The organism is Mesorhizobium qingshengii (assembly GCF_900103325.1).
GTDB classification, from domain to species: domain Bacteria; phylum Pseudomonadota; class Alphaproteobacteria; order Rhizobiales; family Rhizobiaceae; genus Mesorhizobium; species Mesorhizobium qingshengii.
In genome coordinates this window covers 103,166-120,910 of record NZ_FMXM01000019.1, presented here as the reverse complement: position 1 = coordinate 120,910, position 17,745 = coordinate 103,166, and the positions used below count along the sequence as shown (strand labels likewise).

Annotated in this window: 18 protein-coding genes; 14 read left to right on the top strand and 4 right to left on the bottom strand. The window is 63.2% G+C overall.

From position 1 onward, the window contains the following. The first annotated feature begins 17 nt into the window (after positions 1-17). From BLS48_RS25545 to atzF, 7 genes are read left to right on the top strand one after another with little or no spacing between them, the layout of a single operon-like run. Complete coding sequence (locus BLS48_RS25545; RefSeq protein WP_244529896.1) at positions 18-1,133, top strand: ABC transporter permease; 1,116 nt, start codon at positions 18-20, stop codon at positions 1,131-1,133. Beyond that, the gene (locus BLS48_RS25540) at positions 1,133-2,059 is read left to right on the top strand and encodes an ABC transporter permease (RefSeq protein ID WP_091583826.1); all 927 of its coding nucleotides are present in this window, start codon (positions 1,133-1,135) and stop codon (positions 2,057-2,059) included. The genes BLS48_RS25545 and BLS48_RS25540 overlap by 1 nt, the downstream gene beginning before the upstream one ends. Before the next feature lie 14 nt (positions 2,060-2,073). After that, a complete protein-coding gene (biuH, locus tag BLS48_RS25535; RefSeq protein ID WP_091583823.1) occupies positions 2,074-2,775 on the top strand; it encodes a biuret amidohydrolase in 702 nt (233 codons plus the stop codon). 23 nt (positions 2,776-2,798) lie between these two features. Beyond that, positions 2,799-4,322: an ABC transporter ATP-binding protein gene (locus BLS48_RS25530; RefSeq protein ID WP_091583821.1), complete on the top strand. Its 1,524-nt coding sequence runs from the start codon at positions 2,799-2,801 to the stop codon at positions 4,320-4,322. Beyond that, on the top strand, positions 4,322-4,990 hold the full coding sequence (locus tag BLS48_RS25525) for a cysteine hydrolase family protein (protein WP_091583818.1): 669 nt from the start codon (positions 4,322-4,324) through the stop codon (positions 4,988-4,990). The genes BLS48_RS25530 and BLS48_RS25525 overlap by 1 nt, the downstream gene beginning before the upstream one ends. Then, positions 4,983-5,333, top strand: coding sequence for a cupin domain-containing protein (locus tag BLS48_RS25520; protein WP_091583816.1), 351 nt, complete (start codon positions 4,983-4,985; stop codon positions 5,331-5,333). The genes BLS48_RS25525 and BLS48_RS25520 overlap by 8 nt, the downstream gene beginning before the upstream one ends. Next, entirely contained in the window at positions 5,330-7,129 is a 1,800-nt protein-coding gene (atzF, locus tag BLS48_RS25515) for an allophanate hydrolase (protein WP_091583814.1), read from the top strand. Before BLS48_RS25520 ends, atzF begins: the two co-directional genes overlap by 4 nt. On the opposite strand, the gene BLS48_RS25510 is transcribed toward atzF, so the two are convergent. The 4 genes from BLS48_RS25510 to BLS48_RS25495 are packed head-to-tail and all read right to left on the bottom strand — an operon-like array spanning position 7,126 to position 9,267. After that, complete coding sequence (locus BLS48_RS25510; RefSeq protein WP_091583811.1) at positions 7,126-7,317, bottom strand: hypothetical protein; 192 nt, start codon at positions 7,315-7,317, stop codon at positions 7,126-7,128. The genes atzF and BLS48_RS25510 overlap by 4 nt on opposite strands. Positions 7,318-7,331: 14 nt before the next feature. Further along, positions 7,332-8,459, bottom strand: a complete 1,128-nt coding sequence (locus tag BLS48_RS25505) for a WD40 repeat domain-containing protein (RefSeq protein ID WP_091583958.1) — start codon at positions 8,457-8,459, stop codon at positions 7,332-7,334. A gap of 14 nt (positions 8,460-8,473) precedes the next feature. Then, a complete protein-coding gene (locus BLS48_RS25500) occupies positions 8,474-8,794 on the bottom strand; it encodes a hypothetical protein (RefSeq protein WP_091583809.1) in 321 nt (106 codons plus the stop codon). Then, positions 8,791-9,267: a hypothetical protein gene (locus BLS48_RS25495; RefSeq protein WP_091583955.1), complete on the bottom strand. Its 477-nt coding sequence runs from the start codon at positions 9,265-9,267 to the stop codon at positions 8,791-8,793. The genes BLS48_RS25500 and BLS48_RS25495 overlap by 4 nt, the downstream gene beginning before the upstream one ends. A gap of 558 nt (positions 9,268-9,825) precedes the next feature. Between BLS48_RS25495 and BLS48_RS25490 the strand changes: the two genes are divergently transcribed. From BLS48_RS25490 to groEL, 7 genes are all read left to right on the top strand, one after another. Further along, complete coding sequence (locus tag BLS48_RS25490) at positions 9,826-11,499, top strand: aromatic/alkene/methane monooxygenase hydroxylase/oxygenase subunit alpha (protein WP_206077143.1); 1,674 nt, start codon at positions 9,826-9,828, stop codon at positions 11,497-11,499. A 54-nt stretch (positions 11,500-11,553) separates the two neighbouring features. Continuing rightward, positions 11,554-12,615 (top strand): NADH:ubiquinone reductase (Na(+)-transporting) subunit F, encoded by a 1,062-nt coding sequence (locus BLS48_RS25485; RefSeq protein ID WP_091583806.1) that lies wholly within the window; start codon positions 11,554-11,556, stop codon positions 12,613-12,615. 48 nt (positions 12,616-12,663) lie between these two features. Further along, a complete protein-coding gene (locus BLS48_RS25480; RefSeq protein WP_091583803.1) occupies positions 12,664-13,722 on the top strand; it encodes an aromatic/alkene monooxygenase hydroxylase subunit beta in 1,059 nt (352 codons plus the stop codon). A 16-nt stretch (positions 13,723-13,738) separates the two neighbouring features. Then, positions 13,739-14,110 (top strand): MmoB/DmpM family protein, encoded by a 372-nt coding sequence (locus BLS48_RS25475; protein ID WP_091583801.1) that lies wholly within the window; start codon positions 13,739-13,741, stop codon positions 14,108-14,110. Positions 14,111-14,185: 75 nt separating this feature from the next. Beyond that, positions 14,186-15,208: an amidohydrolase family protein gene (locus tag BLS48_RS25470; protein ID WP_091583950.1), complete on the top strand. Its 1,023-nt coding sequence runs from the start codon at positions 14,186-14,188 to the stop codon at positions 15,206-15,208. A gap of 5 nt (positions 15,209-15,213) precedes the next feature. Further along, on the top strand, positions 15,214-16,011 hold the full coding sequence (locus BLS48_RS25465) for an iron-sulfur cluster assembly protein (RefSeq protein ID WP_208604671.1): 798 nt from the start codon (positions 15,214-15,216) through the stop codon (positions 16,009-16,011). A 77-nt stretch (positions 16,012-16,088) separates the two neighbouring features. Further along, positions 16,089-17,720, top strand: a complete 1,632-nt coding sequence (gene groEL / locus BLS48_RS25460; RefSeq protein WP_091583798.1) for a molecular chaperone GroEL — start codon at positions 16,089-16,091, stop codon at positions 17,718-17,720. The last annotated feature ends 25 nt before the right edge of the window (positions 17,721-17,745 follow it).

The following is a 17,745-nucleotide window of genomic DNA, read 5'->3' as shown; positions in this document are numbered from 1 at the left end:
ACAGGGCGATGACGGATATGGCGACAGGAGCCGGCATGCCGGCGCTGTTCGGCGCCAGGGGATACTCGGCGGCGCTGGAATGGATCGCGCGGCGGGCGGAAGCCTTTGTCATTCCGCTCGCGGCACTTGTCGTTGGCATGGCGCTGTTCAGTCTGTTCATCCTGGCTGTCGGCAAGTCGCCGGTCCTGCTCTATGAAACCATGTGGCGGGGCGGCTTCGGTTCCTGGTTCTCGGTCCAGAACTCGCTGTCGCGGGCCGCACCTCTGCTCTTGGCGGCGCTCTGTGTGGCGCTGCCGGCGCGGCTCGGCCTCGTCGTCATCGGCGGCGAGGGCGCCATCGTGCTGGGCGGCGTCGCCGCCGCGGCCATCGGCGTGGCGCTCGGCGGCGCGCCATCATCAATCGTCATTCTTGCCATGGGCGTGGCGGGCATGGCCGCCGGCGGCATCTGGATCGGTGCCGTCGGCGCGCTGCGCTACTACCGGGCTGTCAACGAGACCATCTCCAGCCTGCTGATGGCCTACATCGCCATCGCGCTGATGAACCAGCTGGTGGAAGGGCCGCTGCGCGATCCGGCCTCGCTCAACAAGCCGTCGACGCAACCGCTGGCGGACATCTACCGTATCGGCAACATTCCGGGCATGGACGTGCATTGGGGGCTGGTCGTCGGCGTCATCGCCTGCATTCTCTCCTGGGTGCTTATCGAAAAGACCCGCTGGGGTTTTGCTGCGCGCATCGCCGGCGGCAATGTACGCGCGGCACAGGTCCAGGGACTGGCCGTCGGGCCGCTCGTCGTCGGTTTCACCGCACTTTCCGGCGGTTTTGCCGGGCTTGCCGGCATGCTGGAAGTCGCCGCCGTGCAAGGCAGCGCCAACGCTTCGCTTGCCGCCGGCTACGGCTACACCGGCATCCTCGTCGCCTTCCTTGCCCGCCACAATCCGCTGGCCATAATCCCGGTCGCCATACTGCTCGGCGGCATCGACGCTTCGGGCGGGCTGATCCAGCGCCGCCTGGATCTGCCCGACGCCACAGTGCTGGTGCTGCAAGGCATGATCTTCGTCGTCATTCTGTTCAGCGAGACCTTTTACGGCCGCTTCAAGGCCTTCAACCCCGATTTGTGGAAGAGAGTCGGCTGATGGACGCGACCGAGATCGGCCTCTGGGGCGTGCCGCTGGCCATTCTGGGCGGCGCCATCCGCGTGTCGACACCCTTCATCTTCGTCTCGCTGGGCGAGGCGATCACCGAGCGGTCGGGGCGCATCAATCTGGGGCTCGAAGGCACGCTCGTCTTCGGCGCCATGACCGCCTATGCGGTGGCGGTGATGACCAACTCGCCCTGGCTCGGCCTGCTGGCCGCAGCCTTCGCCGGCCTGTGCTTCGGCCTGTTCCATGGCTGGATCTGTAAATTCCCGAAGGTGAACGACATCGCCATCGGCATCGCGCTGATGCTGTTCGGCTCGGGCTTGGCCTTCTTCTTTGGCAAGCCGTTCATCAAGCCGAAGGCGCCCAATCTGCCGGCCATTCCCTTCGGCGGCTGGTCGGATATTCCGCAGGTGCAGGCGGCGCTTGACGTCAACGTGCTGTTCCTAATCGGGGCGGTGCTTTCAGTCATCCTGTGGTGGGCCTTCCGCAATACGCGCGCCGGCCTCATCGTGCGGGTCGTCGGCGACAGTTCGGACGCCGCGCGCGCCATGGGCCTCAACCCCGACACGGTGCGGCTGCTCGCCACCGGCGTTGGCGGTGCGCTGGCCGGCATCGGCGGCGCCTATCTGTCGCTCTACTATCCCGGCAGCTGGACCGAGCGCATTTCGTCGGGCCAGGGCCTGATGGCGGTGGCGCTGGTCATCTTCGCGCGCTGGAACCCCCTCGGCTGCCTTGCCGCAGCCCTTCTGTTCGGCGGGGCAGGGGCGCTCGGCCCGGCGCTGCAATCGGTCGGCGTCACGCAGGGGTACTATCTGTTCTATGCCGCTCCTTACATCCTCACCCTCATCATCATGATCGCCACCTCGTCGCCGACACGCACGCTTGCCGGCGCGCCGGGCGAATTGTCGATCACCAAATGACTGGAGTGTTGCCTATGAACGCCAGAGCCGAGATCACCCAACGCTACATCGATGCCGACCCCTATCCGTGGCCCTACAATGGTGATCTCCGGCCCGACAACACGGCGCTGATCATCATCGACATGCAGACCGATTTTTGCGGACCGGGCGGCTATGTCGACCATATGGGCTACGACCTGTCGCTGGTGCGGGCGCCGATCGAGCCGATCAAATCGGTGCTCTCGGCGATGCGGGCCAAAGGCTACACCATCATCCATACGCGCGAGGGGCATCGTCCCGATCTCGCCGACCTGCCGGCCAACAAGCGCTGGCGCTCGCGCCGCATCAATGCCGGCATCGGCGATGCTGGTCCGTGTGGGCGCATCCTGGTGCGCGGCGAGCCGGGCTGGGACATCATCCCCGACCTTTACCCGATCGAGGGCGAGCCGATCATCGACAAGCCGGGCAAGGGCTCGTTCTGCGCCACCGACCTGGAGCTGATCCTCAACCAGCGCGGCATCCAGAACATCGTGCTGACCGGCATCACCACGGATGTCTGCGTGCACACCACCATGCGCGAGGCCAATGACCGCGGCTATGAATGCATGATGCTGGAGGACTGCTGCGGGGCGACCGACCACGGCAACCATCTGGCGGCCATCAAGATGATCAAGACGCAGGGCGGCGTCTTCGGCACGGTGTCGAATTCCAACGCGCTTGTCGCGCAACTGCCCTGAGGGGATGTCATGAGGGGGCCACGATGAGCGTCGGAAAAGCAGTCGGCGTCGAAACCATCGGCATGACCATGCGCTTCGGCGGCTTCACGGCGCTGGACGGCGTGTCGGTGAAGGTATCGGCAGGGTCCTTCCACGCGCTGCTCGGCGAGAATGGCGCCGGCAAGTCGACGCTGGTCAAATGCATGATGGGTTTTTATCACCCGACTTCCGGCGACATGCTGGTCGATGGCCGCGAGGTCAAGATCGACAACCCCCGCGACGCTTCGGCGCTCGGGCTTGGCATGGTGTACCAGCATTTCACGCTGGTGCCGTCGCTGACGGGAGCGGAAAACCTCGTCATCTCGCGCGAGAAGGTTCCCGGCATTATCGACTGGCGCAAGGAGCGTGGCGATCTCGCCGTGTTCATGGAGCGCATGCCGTTCAAGTTGCCGCTCGACGTCAAGGTGGCGGAGCTTGCGGCGGGCGAGAAGCAGAAGCTCGAAATCATCAAGCAGCTCTATCTCGGCCGCTCCTTCCTGGTGCTGGACGAGCCGACCTCGGTGCTGACGCCGGGCGAGGCGCAGGAGGTGCTTGGCCTGGTCCGCGACATGACAAAGGCAGGCGACCTCACCGTGCTGATGATCTCGCACAAGTTCCATGAGGTTACGGCCTTCGCCGACGACGTCAGCGTGCTGCGCAAGGGCAAGCTCACGGGAACCGGCCGCGTCGCCGATCTCAACCACAAGGCGATGGCGGCAATGATGATCGGCGACCAGCCGATCGCCGCGCTCGACAGCCGCGCCGCGCCGAGGCCGGATGCCGAGATCGTGCTCAAGGTCAAATCGCTGAAGGCGCCAGATCGAACCGGATTGAAGTCGATCCGCATCGAGGATCTCGGCGTGCGCTCGGGCGAGATCGTCGGCATCGCCGGCATTTCCGGCAACGGCCAGAAGGAGTTTCTGGAAGTGCTGGCGGGTCAGCGGCCGCGTGACGCCGGCGAGGTGCTGGTGCGGGGGACCGCCTATGCCGCGACGCGCGCAGAGGCGCGCGCGCTCAATGTGCGGCTTATTCCCGAAGAGCCGCTGAAGAATGCCTGTGCGCCGAAAATGACGGTGGCCGAGAACATCTCCTTCCGCACCTTCGACATGGATGGCAACGGCAGACCGGTAAGCTGGATCAGCACCAGTGCCATCCGCGCCTTCAGCGCTAGGCTGGTCGAGCAGTTCAAGGTCAAGACCGCATCGCTGTCCTCGCCCATCGCCTCGCTGTCGGGTGGGAATGTGCAGCGCGCGGTGCTGGCGCGCGAACTGACCGGCGAGGTCGATCTGCTGATCGTCTCCAACCCGTGCTTCGGCCTCGACTTCTCGGCCGTGGCTGAAATCCGCGCCCGCATCATGAAGGCGCGCAATGCGGGTGCCGCCGTGCTCTTGATGTCGGAGGATCTCGACGAGCTTCTGGAACTTTCCGATCGCATCTTCGTCATGTCGGACGGCGCACTGGTTTACGAAACGCCGATCGCGCAGGCGAGCGTGCAAACCATAGGCGAGCATATGGCGGGGCATCACTGATGGCCGAAATCGATGCGCAGCCATTTCGCTTCGTCTTCACGCCAGCCTCGCTGGCGTTGGTCGTCATCGACATGCAGCGCGACTTCGCCGAGCCCGGCGGCTTCGGCGCCAGCCTCGGCAACGACGTCAGCCGCATCACCGCGATCGTGCCGACGGTGAAGAAGCTGATCGAGGGGTTCCGCGCTGCCGGTCTGCCGGTGATCCACACGATGGAATGCCACCGGGCCGATCTGTCCGACCTGCCGCCGGCCAAGCGCAACCGCGGCAATCCGTCGATCCGCATCGGCGATGTCGGGCCTATGGGCCGGGTGCTGATCGTTGGCGAGCCGGGAACGGCGATCCTCGACGAACTGGCGCCATTGCCTGGCGAGATCGTCATCGAGAAACCCGGAAAGGGCGCCTTCTATGCGACCAGTCTTGGCGAGGACCTGAAGCGGCTCGGTGCGCGACAGCTGGTCTTCGCCGGTGTCACCACCGAAGTCTGCGTGCAGACGACGATGCGCGAGGCCAATGATCGTGGTTATGAATGCCTGCTCGCCGAGGATGCGACGGAAAGCTATTTTCCGGAGTTCAAGGCGGCGGCCATCGCCATGATCCGCGCCCAGGGCGCCATTGTCGGTTGGACGGCGACGACCGACCAGGTGCTGCAGGGACTTGCGAATGGCTAATCTGAGCTTTGCCGGCCTCGTCGGTGGCGGCTGGCGCGATCTGCCATTCGAGCCTTTTCGCGACGGCATCACGGTGCACTGGCTGCTCAAGGGCGGGCCGGTTGAGCCGTCGGTGGCGATCCTCCACTACCGGCAAGGCGCCGGCGTGCCGCGCCACCGCCATGTCGGGCTGGAAACCATCGTCGTGCTCGAGGGCACGCAGAGCGACGAGAATGGCGACTATCCCCCGGGCAGCGTCATCCTGAACCCGGTCGGGACCGAGCATTCGGTGTGGACGAAGGACGGCTGCGTCGTGCTGATCCAGTGGGACCTGCCGGTGATCATTCTGGGGGAGGCCACATGAGCGAGATCCGCTTCGACATCGGCAGTCTGCACGCGGCTTATGCCCGCGGTGTCACTGTCGCCGCCATGATCGATGCCGTGCATGCGCGCATCGCGGCGGCTGACGATCCCGGCATCTTCCTCCATCTCGCCGGCAGGGCGGACATGCTGGCGCAGGCGCAAAAGCTCGGACCGTTCGATCCGGAGGGCAAGCCTCTGTGGGGTGTGCCCTTCGCGGTCAAGGACAACATCGATGTCGCCGGCATGCCGACAACGGCAGCCTGCGCCGAATATGCCTATGTGCCCGACAAGGACGCCACCGTGGTGGCTCACCTGAAGGCTGCCGGCGCGCTGGTGGTTGGCAAGACCAATCTCGACCAGTTCGCCACCGGCCTTGTCGGCGTGCGCACGCCGTACCCGATCCCGAGGAACGCCATCGATGCCAGCCTTGTGCCGGGCGGCTCCTCGTCAGGGTCCGCCGTTGCGACGGCGCGCGGCATCGTTTCCTTCGCGCTTGGCACGGATACGGCAGGCTCCGGCCGCATACCCGCCGGCCTCAACAACATCGTCGGGCTGAAGCCGACCGTTGGTGCGCTTTCGGCCGCCGGCGTCGTGCCGGCCTGCCGCACGCTCGACTGCATCTCGGTGTTTGCGCTGACCGTTGACGACGCCTATGCGGTGTTCGGCGTGGCGGCGGCCAAGGATCCGGCCGATGCCTATTCACGCGCGATCAAGGTGCCGGCGCTGGCCGCGCGCCCGCCGGTGCTGAGTGTCGGCGTGCCCGCGAAGGGGGATCTCGAGTTCTTCGGCGACGCCTCCATGCAGGCCGGCTTCGAGGCGGCTCTTGGCCTTCTGGAGAAGCTCGGCTGCCGATTGGTCGAAATCCCGTTCGGCGATTTCTACGCCACCGCCAATCTTCTCTATGAAGGCGCCTGGGTGGCCGAACGCTACGCCGCGATCCGCGACTTCATGGATGCAAACGAAGCGGCCCTGCATCCGGTAACGCGGAAAATCATCGGCGGCGCGCGCAGTCTTTCGGCGGCAGACGCCTTCATGGGCCTCTACGCGCTTCAGGCCTACAAGGCGAAGCTCGCTTCGGTCATCGCTTCAGTCGACTTGTTCTGCGTGCCGACCGCGCCGACGCATTACGCGCTGGAGGCGGTGCTCGCCGACCCGATCGCCACCAACAGCCGGCTCGGCACCTACACCAATTTCGTCAATCTGCTCGACATGTGCGGCATTGCCGTGCCGACCGGCAAGCGCGACGACGGGCTGCCGATGAGCGTGACCTTGCTCGCCATGGCAGGCAGGGACTGGCTGACCGCGGCACTTGCCCGCGACATCCATGCGGCGGGCGGCCTTCCGCTTGGCTCAACTGGTTGGGCGCAGCCGGGCTGCTCACCGCCGGGCGAGCGCGCGCGGGATGAGATGATAGATCTGGTGGTTGTTGGCGCGCATCTTTCGGGGATGCCGCTCAATGGCCAACTGAGCCAGCTCGGCGCGCTTTTCTCGCGTGCGGCCAGGACGTCCGCCGCCTACAGGCTCTATGCGCTCGCCGGCCAGTCCGTGCCAAAGCCCGGCCTGATTCGCGTCGCCGAAGGGGGTGAAGCCGTCGAGGTCGAAGTCTGGCGGCTGGCGGCCGATGCCTTCGGCCGTTTCGTCGCGGCCATTCCACCGCCGCTCGGCATCGGGACGATCGAGCTCGAGGACGGCAGTTCGGCCAAGGGTTTTTTGGTCGAAACCGCTGGCCTGAGCGGTGCGTCCGACATCTCGTCCTTCGGTGGTTGGCGCCGCTTCGTCGATCACAATGCAGTCTAGTTGGTCTTCAGCTTGCCAACACGGTTTTCGGCGATCCAGCGTGCGGCGAGTACCAGCGCGCCCATGCTGAAATCCTTGCCATGCTTGGCCACCATTTCTTCCGACAGCTTGGCCAGCCGTTCGAAAAATTCGTCTTTGCTTTCTTCTTCGGCTGTAAGTTCGGTCTGCATCTCATCCTCCTGTTTCATGTGGACTGCGTCCGCTATTTGAACATTTGCGCGGGAAAGGTGATGATCGCGGCGGTGCCATCGACGGCGCCCACTGCCAGGTGTCGTCCATCGCCGGACCAGGCAAGCGCGGTCACCGCGCTGCCCAGGGGTCTGACGAGCAGTTCGTCCCGCGCGCCGATCTGGGCGATGGTGATGCGGCCATTGGCGTAACCCGCGGCAATCAGCTTCTTTTCCGGGTGTGCCGCCACCGCCTCGACCAGAATCAGCCCGGCACGGCCTGTCTCCAACGCGCCCGAGGTTTCGCCGCCAACAGGCGGGGCGGTCATCGACCAACCGGCGATCCGGAAGGCGCCCGAGGCAAACAGCGCATCTGCGGGTTGGCTCCAGCACACCGTCCGGACCGGCGACGGAAATCCCGCGACAATGCTGGAATGGCCATCAACCGGGTCGACCAGGGCAAAGCCTCCAGTTTCGAGCCCGCAGGCCAACCATGTGCCGTCGTCGCTCCAGCGGATCGACGCCGGGCGCGCTGGAAGCGAGACATCGCGTATCAAGGCAGCGTCGCCTTCGACCGCCCAGATCGAAAGTCCCTCACCAAGGCCGCAGGCAAGGCGCCGCCCGCCGGGCGAGAACGCGAGTGTGTCTGTCGACGATGTCACGCGGCATCCCAGTTGCACTGCGTCGTCTTGGCCGCGCGACAGGAAGATATCATGCCCATTGCCGACGGCTGTCGTGTCTGCCCGGGCGCTGTGGTCGAGGGCGACGATCGGCCCCTCGATCCGGACCAGGGGGGCCACGACTTCACCGCCCGCGGTCAGAGGCAGCACTTCGCCACTGGCCGCGCCGACCAGAAAGCCGGAATGCGCATGGGCCGCCAGCGGGACATCGCCATCCCCGAATGCCGCCGTGGCGATCAACGGCACTGGCGGCTTCTCCCTGGGTCGGATCGTCGTCTGGCCGAGATCATGGCTCACCCTGAGCCGCGACTCCGGTGTTTCGTGATCCGCGACCGTGGCAATGGCAACGGTTCCGTCCACCGAGGTGAAGGCAACAGCCGAACCGTCGGTGCTGAAGCGCAGACCGGCGATCGCCGACGGGCGACGCCAGCTTCGCGCCAAAAGATCGAACAGGGTCAGGTTCTGCATTGTCTGCTGGTTCACGGCCATTCCTTCCCTCAGTCTTCAACCGTCGCCGCGAGGTCGCGGTCGACGTCCTCGACATCGCCTTCCGCCGCGACGATGCGGTCCTCGCAAGCTGCGCACGCGAGCATGATTGCCGCTGCGCTCTCCTCGGCCTCATGCAAGTCCCGCACCAGTTGCTCGCTGGCGCCGCTTCTGTCGATCTCTAGTTCCAGGCGCAGCACGTCCATTTCGATACCGGCGCGTTTTTGATTGAGCCGCATTGCCTCCGCCGTGAGGGCGGAGACGTGGGCGACGAGATCGAGACGGCGAGCAAGCAGCGCGTCACGCCGGGCGGTTTCGGATCCTCCTGTCATTTCTCGCCCCCAGCCATCGGTCCGGGTGGCTTTTCGAAAGCCGATAGCAATTTGGGCAGCGTGCCGGCCTGCGACCGGAACTGCTTTTCAGCTGTTTCGATGTGACTCTTGAGCTGGTCCCAGATGTCGACGCGGATCATCGATGTCGTATCGCCGGTCAGGCGTTCGATCTCGTCGACGCGGAACTGGCGTGTCAGCGAAACGCCGGAAAAGACGAAGTCGCGCAACAGGATTGCGTGGTTCTCGATGAACAGGTGGATCATGGGATGCGTCTGCGTGGTCACGCCGCCGGCGGCAAGCTCGGCCCGGATGAAGTCCTGGAAATGGCTCTGCAGCCGGTGCTGGCTCTCGCCCATGAAGCGCATGACGAAAACCAGATCGCGGGGCATCAGCTTGACAAGATCGCCGGTGACGCCGTCGGCCTGGCTGGACATTGGCTCGGGCGCCCCCCTTCTGTCTCTATCGCTCGACATCGTCTTTCTCCAGCGCGAGGCCCATCCATGGGCGGCCATCTTCAAATAGTAGAGAAAGACGAAGAATTGAATAGATGATATTTGTTTTTCGAATTTGCTGCATTAGCTAACTAAAAATATTGCACATGCGAATAGATACTAAATATTACAGCCATACGTTACGAATGTAAAAGAACGTTACAGTTGGCCGTCCGCTCGTATATCGGAAGGGCAACGATTTTGTTTTGAGCGCTAGCCATGGGTGCTATTTTCAAATTGGCACGGCGCTTGCTTTGTACATTTCCACAAGAAGCCCATCGCGCTTTTGACGCGGTGCCAAAAGAACGAAGGAACGGAGGAAGCAGAACCGCTTCGATACGCCCATCGCAGATGCGATTGGCGCCGCGGATCCTGCCGGACTCCCAGAGAACCTTTGCCGCGATCCACTTGAATGGCCGGACCATGAGTCGCGCCTGAATGCGCAACCCTTTGTCATGCCGTTCGCATTCTCACTTGCGGTGCTGTTCGCCGCTTCCTGCCGGGGTCAAGGGACCTGCGGCTCAAACCTGGTGGAGGCTTATGACCATGACGTCTCTGACGCTCAACAAGATTACCTCGCAACGCGGAATCTCCGTCGGCGAGGCGACCAAGAAGATTGCCGATCTCGGCTGGAATCCTTCCTACGTCCAGGAAGCGATGACGTTTCCGACCGACTACAAGATCAACAAGACGCCGCGCGACCCGATGAAGCAGGTTTTGCGGTCGTACTTCCCGATGCAGGAAGAGAAGGACAACCGCGTCTACGGCGCGCTCGACGCAGCGTTGCGTGGTGACATGTTCCGCAATGTGGAACCGCGCTGGGTCGAGTGGATGAAACTCTTCCTGGCCATCATTCCCTTCCCGGAAATCTCCGCCGCCCGCTCGATGGCGATGGTGGCCCGCATCGCGCCTGGCGAGGAACTCAGAACCGGTTTCACCATGCAGATGATCGACGAGTTTCGTCACTCGACGATCCAGATGAATTTGAAGAAGTGGTACATGGAGAACTACATTGATCCGGCCGGCTTCGACATCACCGAGGAAGCCTTCGGAAAATGCTACGCCACGACCATCGGCCGGCAGTTCGCGGAAGGCTTCATCACCGGCGACACGATGACCGCCGCCTGCATGTACCTGACCGTGGTGGCCGAGACCGCCTTCACCAACACGCTGTTCGTCGCCATGCCTTCGGAAGCCGCCCGCAACGGCGACTATGCGCTGCCGACCGTATTCCTGTCGGTGCAGTCCGACGAAAGCCGGCATATCGGCAACGGCCACTCACTGCTGATGGCGGCGCTCAAGGAGCCGGAAAACCACCTGCTGCTCGAACGCGATCTGCGTTACGCCTTCTGGCAGAACCACGCGATCGTCGATGCGGCCATCGGCACCTTCATCGAATACGGCACCACCAACCGCGACAAGAACAAGGAGTCCTACGCGGAAATGTGGCACCGCTGGATCTATGAGGACTACTATCGCACCTACATGCTGCCGCTCGAGAAATACGGCATCAAGGTTCATCACGACGACGTCCAGGCGGCCTGGGAGCGCATCACCAAGAAGAACTATGTTCACAAGGTCGGACAGTTCTTCGCGGTCGGTTGGCCGGTCAATTTCTGGCGCATCGAAGCCCAGACCGACAAGGACTTCGAGTGGTTCGAGCACAAATATCCGGGCTGGTATGCCGAGTTCGGCGACTTCTGGAAATGGTACGCCAAGCTCAGCCACAAGGGCGAGAAGGTGCTGCTGTTCAACAGCGACGTCGGCTACGTCTATCCGCACCGCTGCTGGTCCTGCCTCGTACCCTGCCTGATCCGCGAGGACATGGTGGTCGGCGAGATCGACGGCCAGCTGCACACCTTCGCCCACGAACTCGACAAGTGGACCGCAACGGTCGCCTTCGCCGACGAGTATCAGGGCCGGCCGACGCCCGCGATGGGCCGCTTCAGCGGCAAGCGCGAGTGGGAGACGCTCTATGATGGCTGGGATCTGGCCGATGCGATCAAGGACCTGAACTTCGTCCGTTCCGACGGCAAGACGCTGGTTCCGCAACCGCATCTGCGCTTCGACGACAAGGAGATGTGGACGCTCGACGATGTGCGCGGCAACACGCTCGGATCGCCGCTCAACGCGTTGCGGGCCATGTCGCCCGCGGACCGCGAGAAGCACCTGGCGGAATATGCCAAGGGCTTCACCATCAACCCCTGCAACTGATCAGGCCAAAGGGGGGCGGGTTCGTCCCGCCCCTTCCTTTCACTGGAGGTCCGTATGTCGGAAACCCACACGGTCAGGCTCAGCCCAGTCGGCGTCGAATTCGACGTCGAGCATGGCGAAACGGTGCTCAACGCCGCGTTCCGCCAGGGCATCGCGCTGCCGCATGGCTGCAAGGAAGGGCAATGCTCGGCCTGCAAAAGCGTGTTGCTCGAAGGCGAAGTCGACATGCTGAAATACTCAACCTTCGCACTGAACGACATGGAGAAGGAAAGCGGGCACGTCCTGTTGTGCCGCTGCATCGCCTACTCCGACCTGGAAGTCGAGCTTCTCAACTACGACGAGGAGATTTTGGCGAAAGCGATCGCCGTGAAAACGTACAAGGGCCGGATTGCTCGGATCGAGCAGCTGACCCACGACATTCGCGGCATCGAAATCGAACTCGGCTCCCCGATGAAGTTTTGGGCGGGGCAATATGTCGACATCACGGTTACCACGCAAAAAGGGGAGACGATTACGCGCTCGTTCTCCATGGCAAATACGCCGGACCAAACCCAAAAACTCTCCTTCATCATCAAAAAATACCCTGAGGGAAAGTTCTCGGGAGAACTCGATTCCGGAGGAATCAAAGCCGGAGCCGAAGTCACCGTCGTCGGGCCCTACGGAACCTGTTTCCGCCGCGACGAACGGCAAGGACCCCTGATCCTGGTCGGCGCCGGATCGGGCATGTCGCCGATCTGGTCGATCCTCAACGATCACCTCAAGAGCGGCGAGAAACGTCCGGTCTATTTCTTCTACGGCGCCCGCACCCGCAACGACCTGTTCTATCTCGACAGGATCGCCGAGCTGGTCGGCAATCATTCCGACGTCACCTTCATTCCCGTGCTGTCGCACGCGAATGACGACGTCGAATGGCAAGGCGAACGTGGCTTCGTGCACCAGAGTGTCGACGCCAAGCTCAAGCAACTGGCGGTCGACGGGCAGGGCGATGTCCATGCCTGTGGCCCGCCGCCGATGATCGATGCGCTGCAGCCGGTCCTGTTCATGAACGGCTTCGAGACCGAGCGGATCTTCTTCGACAAGTTCACCACATCGGCAGGTGCAACGCCGGCCCATTGAGGGACGGCCATGCCAAGCCAACCACAACTGCAACAAGGGAGAGAGACTATGCCTGCAACTTCGAGTTCAGTCGGATCAGGAGCCGCCGGCGCGGCAATCTTCGCCGACTCCGACAGCCGGAAATACCGGTATTTCGACCCGAAAGGCCAGCGCGCCACCCACTACGAGGACATGACGGTCGACGTCCAGCCCGACCCGGAACGTTACCTGATCCAGGACTGGATCATCTCGTTTGCCGACGGCAAGGGCGCCTATGTCAAGCAGAACACCGCCGCGCAGAGTTCCAACTGGCATGCCTTCCGCGCCCCCGACCAGGAGTGGGAGCGCACGCACTATCAGCGCCAGTCGAAGATCGAGACGATGGTGCAGAGCGTCATCAACAACGCGCGCAAGTCGGGCACCCCGAAGACCTTCGACAAGGCCTGGGTCAAGATCCTGCAGACGCAGCTCGGCGCCTGGAAACATGCCGAATTCGGGCTTGGCACGTCGCTGATGCAGGCACAGCGTTACGGCTACACCCAGATGATCAACAATGCCACGCTGACCAACTCGTCCTACAAGCTGCGACTCGCCCAGGACATCACGCTCTACCTCGCCGAGATCGGCATGGATCTCCCCGACTGGGACGACGAGCTCGGCAAGAAGGCCTGGCTCGAGGACAAGAACTGGCAAGGCACGCGCGAAGCGGTCGAGACCATCATGGGCGCGACGGACTATCTCGAGCAGTATTTTGCCATCAACATCGTCTTCGAGCCGCTGGTGGGCGAAGTATTTCGCTCCGGCTTCCTGATGCAGATCGCCGCCGCCAACCATGACTTCATAACGCCCGCTGTGATTTCGGCGGCCGAGGCCGACTACGAGCGCAACCTCGCCAACACGATCGACCTCATGCACATGCTCGCCAATGACGAGACGCATGGCGCAGCCAACCGCAAGCTTTTCCAGGGCTGGGTCAAGAAACACGGCGCGCTCGCCGACAAGGCAGCCCTCGGCCTGCAGCCGATCTGGTCGATGCCGCATTCCAAGCCGGTCGCATTCGCCGATGTCCGCGCCAAATCCGAAGAGCGGATTGGCCAGATCCTCGGCGAACTCGGCCTCAAGCGCTGAAACAGGAGAAATCGTCATGTCACTATCAGCACGCGACGCAAGCCATTCCAACATCTTCAAGGCGATGAAGGACATCACCTTCGAACAGACGATTTCGCACCAATGCGGCGTCACCATGAACGACTCGGTCGAGGCCAGGGCCATCGCCGAATTCATGGGCCAGAAGCCGGGGGTGACCATCACCTACCAGCCGGCGCTGATCCGCATCGACGGTGACGGCAAGCTGATCTTCAAGATGGACGCGATCGGCGAATATCTCGGCCGCGAGATTTCGGCCGAGACCTTCGAGGTCAACACCTCCACCCACTATGGCCGCATGGTTCGCGTCGACGACAACACCGTGATCCTGTTCGGCAACATGGACGAGATGTTCGAATACATCGAATAGCCGCCAAAAAAAAATCCGGCGCGCCGCCGGGTGCGGCGCGCCGAACCGATCAACGCGATTGCTGCGGAGGCAACAATGTACAGAACACCGGAAGGCAAGGACATTTTCGTGGTCGACGGCCACACCCATTTCTGGGACGGCAGCCCGGAAAACCAGAAGAATATCCACGGCAAGCAGTTCATCGAGTGCTTCTATGCCTATCACACGGGCTTGAGCCCGAAGGAGCAGCTGTGGGAGAAGAGCAAGTTCGAGAAATACAGCGCCGACGACCTCTATCGCGACCTGTTCATCGACGGCCCCGATGATGTGGCGATTGTCCAGTCGACCTATCTCAAGGACTTCTACAAGAACGGCTTCAACACGATCGAACGCAACGCCGAGGTGGCCAAGCGATATCCCGAACGTTTCATCGTCAACGGCGCCTTCGATCCGCGCGACGGCGAAAAGGCGCTGGAATACATCCACTTCCTCAAGGAGACCTACAACGTCAAGGGCGTGAAGATGTATACGGCCGAATGGAACGGCGCTTCGAAGGGCTGGAAGCTCACCGATCCCGACGCCTACAAATGCTTCGAACTCTGCGACAAGCTCGGCATCAAGAACATCCACGTTCACAAGGGCCCGACAATCATCCCGCTCTCGAAGGACGCCTTCGACGTCCATGACGTCGATCATGCGGCGACCGATTTCCAGAACCTCAACTGGATCGTCGAGCATTGCGGCCTCCCGCGTCTCGACGACTTCTGCTGGATCGCGACGCAGGAAACCAATGTCTATGGCGGCTTGGCGGTGGCGCTGCCCTTCATCCATGCGCGACCGCGCTATTTCGGCGAGGTCATTGCCGAACTGCTGTTCTGGATCGGGCCGGAGAAGATCCTGTTCGGTTCCGACTATGCGATCTGGACGCCGCGCTGGCTGGTCGAGAAATTCTGGGCCTATCAGATTCCCGGGGACATTGCCGCCGAACGCGGTGTGCAACTGACCGACGAGATCAAGGAGAAGATCCTCGGCCTCAACGCCGCGCGTCTCTACAACATCGACGTCGAAGCCAAGAAGAAGGCGCTTGCCAGTTCGCCCTTCAGCATCGCGGCGGAGTAGGGGCCATGGCAACCGCCAGCGTTTCCGGCGGCCGCGAGATGGAACTCTGGCGGCGCCTTGGTGAGGTCAACGACCCGGAACTCGACGAACCCGTCACCGAGATGGGCTTCGTCGAGCGGGCCGCTGTGACGAGCGATGGCCGGGTGGAGATAGACTTCCGCTTGCCGACCTACTGGTGCTCGCCCAACTTTGCGTTCCTGATGCTGGACGGCGTCCGCAAGGCGCTCGACCAGCTCTCCTGGGCGCCGGCCTATCGCGTCAAGCTGCACGACCACATGTTCGCCGAAGAGGTCAATCGCGGCATGGAATCCGGCAAGACGTTCGGCGACATCTTTGCCGTGCTCGCCGAGGATCAGGATCTCGGCGCCTTGCGCGAAACCTTTGCGATGAAAGCATTCAAGCGGCGCCAGGAGGCGGTTTTGCGCGGTCTGCGGCAGCACGGCCTGACCGATCGGGAAATCCTCGGCATGGATTTGCCGGCATACGACGTCGCCCGGTTCGAGGCGGGCGAGGCGGCCAAACAGAAACCCAGATACCGGGCGGCCCTGCTCGAGCGTTTTCCCGACCGCCGGGCGGATGATCCCGTCTTCGTGACCTGGGAAGGGCAACACATACCGGCTGACGCACTCAGCGCCCATCTCGCCGAACTGCGCGCTGTGCGCATCAACATGGAGTTCAACGGCGCGCTGTGCCGTGGGCTCAAGCAGACCAGATACAAAGAACTGGATGTGGTCGACGGCGAACCGACGCTCGTCGATTTCATCATGGATCGCGTGCCGGCCAGGACCGCGCCGATCGCCTGAAGCAGAGCTGACAGCAACGGCCTCCCTCGCACGAGGCCCCCAACCAACAACCCGCCCGTAAGGCGGAAGGAGGAATCATGCCCAAGATAATGCTTCACAATTCCGAGGCCCGCCGTGCTCTCGCCCGTGGCGTCTTCCGGCTTGCAGCCGCTGTCGAGCCAACACTCGGTCCCAAAGGCATGAACGCCATGATCGACCGGCCGATCGGCACGCCGATGGTGACCCGCGACGGCGTCAGCATCGCCTCCGAGATCGAGCTGCACGACCGTTTCGAAAACATGGGCGCGCAGGTCGTCCGCGAAGTGTCGATGCAGACCAACGAGATCGCCGGCGACGGCACCACGACGGCCATCGTGCTCGCCAACGCGCTCATCCAGGGCGGCATCGAGGCGAACGAGCGCGGCGCCAAATCCGTCGATCTGTGCAAGGGCATCGACCTTGCCGTGGCGGCGGTGGTGGCAGCACTCAAGGCTTCGGCCAAGCCGGCCAAGGGCAACGGCATCCTGGCGTCGGTCGCCAACATCGCGGCGACCAACAGCAAGCTCGGCGCGCTGGTGGCGGAAGCCCATCAGCGGGTGGGCGCGGAAGGCGTCATCACCACGGACTTCAGCGTCACCACCGAGACCACGCTTGATGTCGTCGAGGGCATGTCCTTCGAACGCGGCTACCTCTCCCATCACATGGTGACCGATCAGGAGAAGATGGAGGCCGTGCTCGACCGGCCCTACATCTTGATGACCGACCTCAAGATCAAGGAGCCCGAGCAACTCGATGCGGTTCGCCGCATCGCCGACGAGGCTGGCCGGCCGCTGCTGATCGTGTCCGAGGAAATGTCGCCGGAAGTCGTGGTGACCCTGCTCGGCAAGCAGGGGCCGGGAAGATACCTTGTGGTCCACCCGCCGGAATATGGCCACTGGCGCAAGGCGATGATGGAGGATCTGGCCATCATCACCGGCGGCAAGGTGATCGCGCGCGATCTCGGCGGCCGGCTGGAGGATATCACCGCCGAGGATCTCGGAACGGCCGACCGGGTGAAGACCAGTTCGTCCTACACCTCCATCATTCGCGGCGGCGGCGACCATGCGGCGATAGCCTCGCGTCGCGCCCAGGTGCAGCGGCAGTATGAAGCTTCCCCGCCGAACATCGACCAGGACAAGCTGCGCGAGCGCCTGGCCAAGCTCTCCGGCGGCACCGCGATCCTCTATGCCGGTGGTGTTACGCCGGTCGAGCAGAAGCGAACCATCCAGCTTATCGAGGATTCGCTGAATGCGGTGCGCGCAGCATCCGAAGAGGGCGTGGTCGCCGGCGGCGGCTCGGCGCTTGCCCAGATCGCGCCGCTGCTCGACAAGGTGGCGGCTAGCGTCGATGGCGATGTCGCCGAGGGCGTGCGCCTGGTGCGGTCGGTTCTGTCGCGCCCGCTCTGGCGCATCGCCGCCAATGCCGGTGCCGATCCCGAAGCTGTGGTGGTCGAGGTCACCCGCATCAACGGCGGCTACGGCTACAACGCGTCGACCGGCGCGTATCAGAACATGTTCGAGGCAGGGATCATCGATCCGGTCCGCGTCACCTACACGGCGCTCGCCAACGCGGCTTCCGTGGCGACGCTGATCCTGACCACCGAAACGCTGATTGGCGATCTTGCCGAGGATGAGGATCCGACGGCCGGCCCAGCGCGTGGCGGCGGCTCCGAAAAGCTCGGCCGCGCCTGAAGCAATCCAGACATTTTGAAAGGAC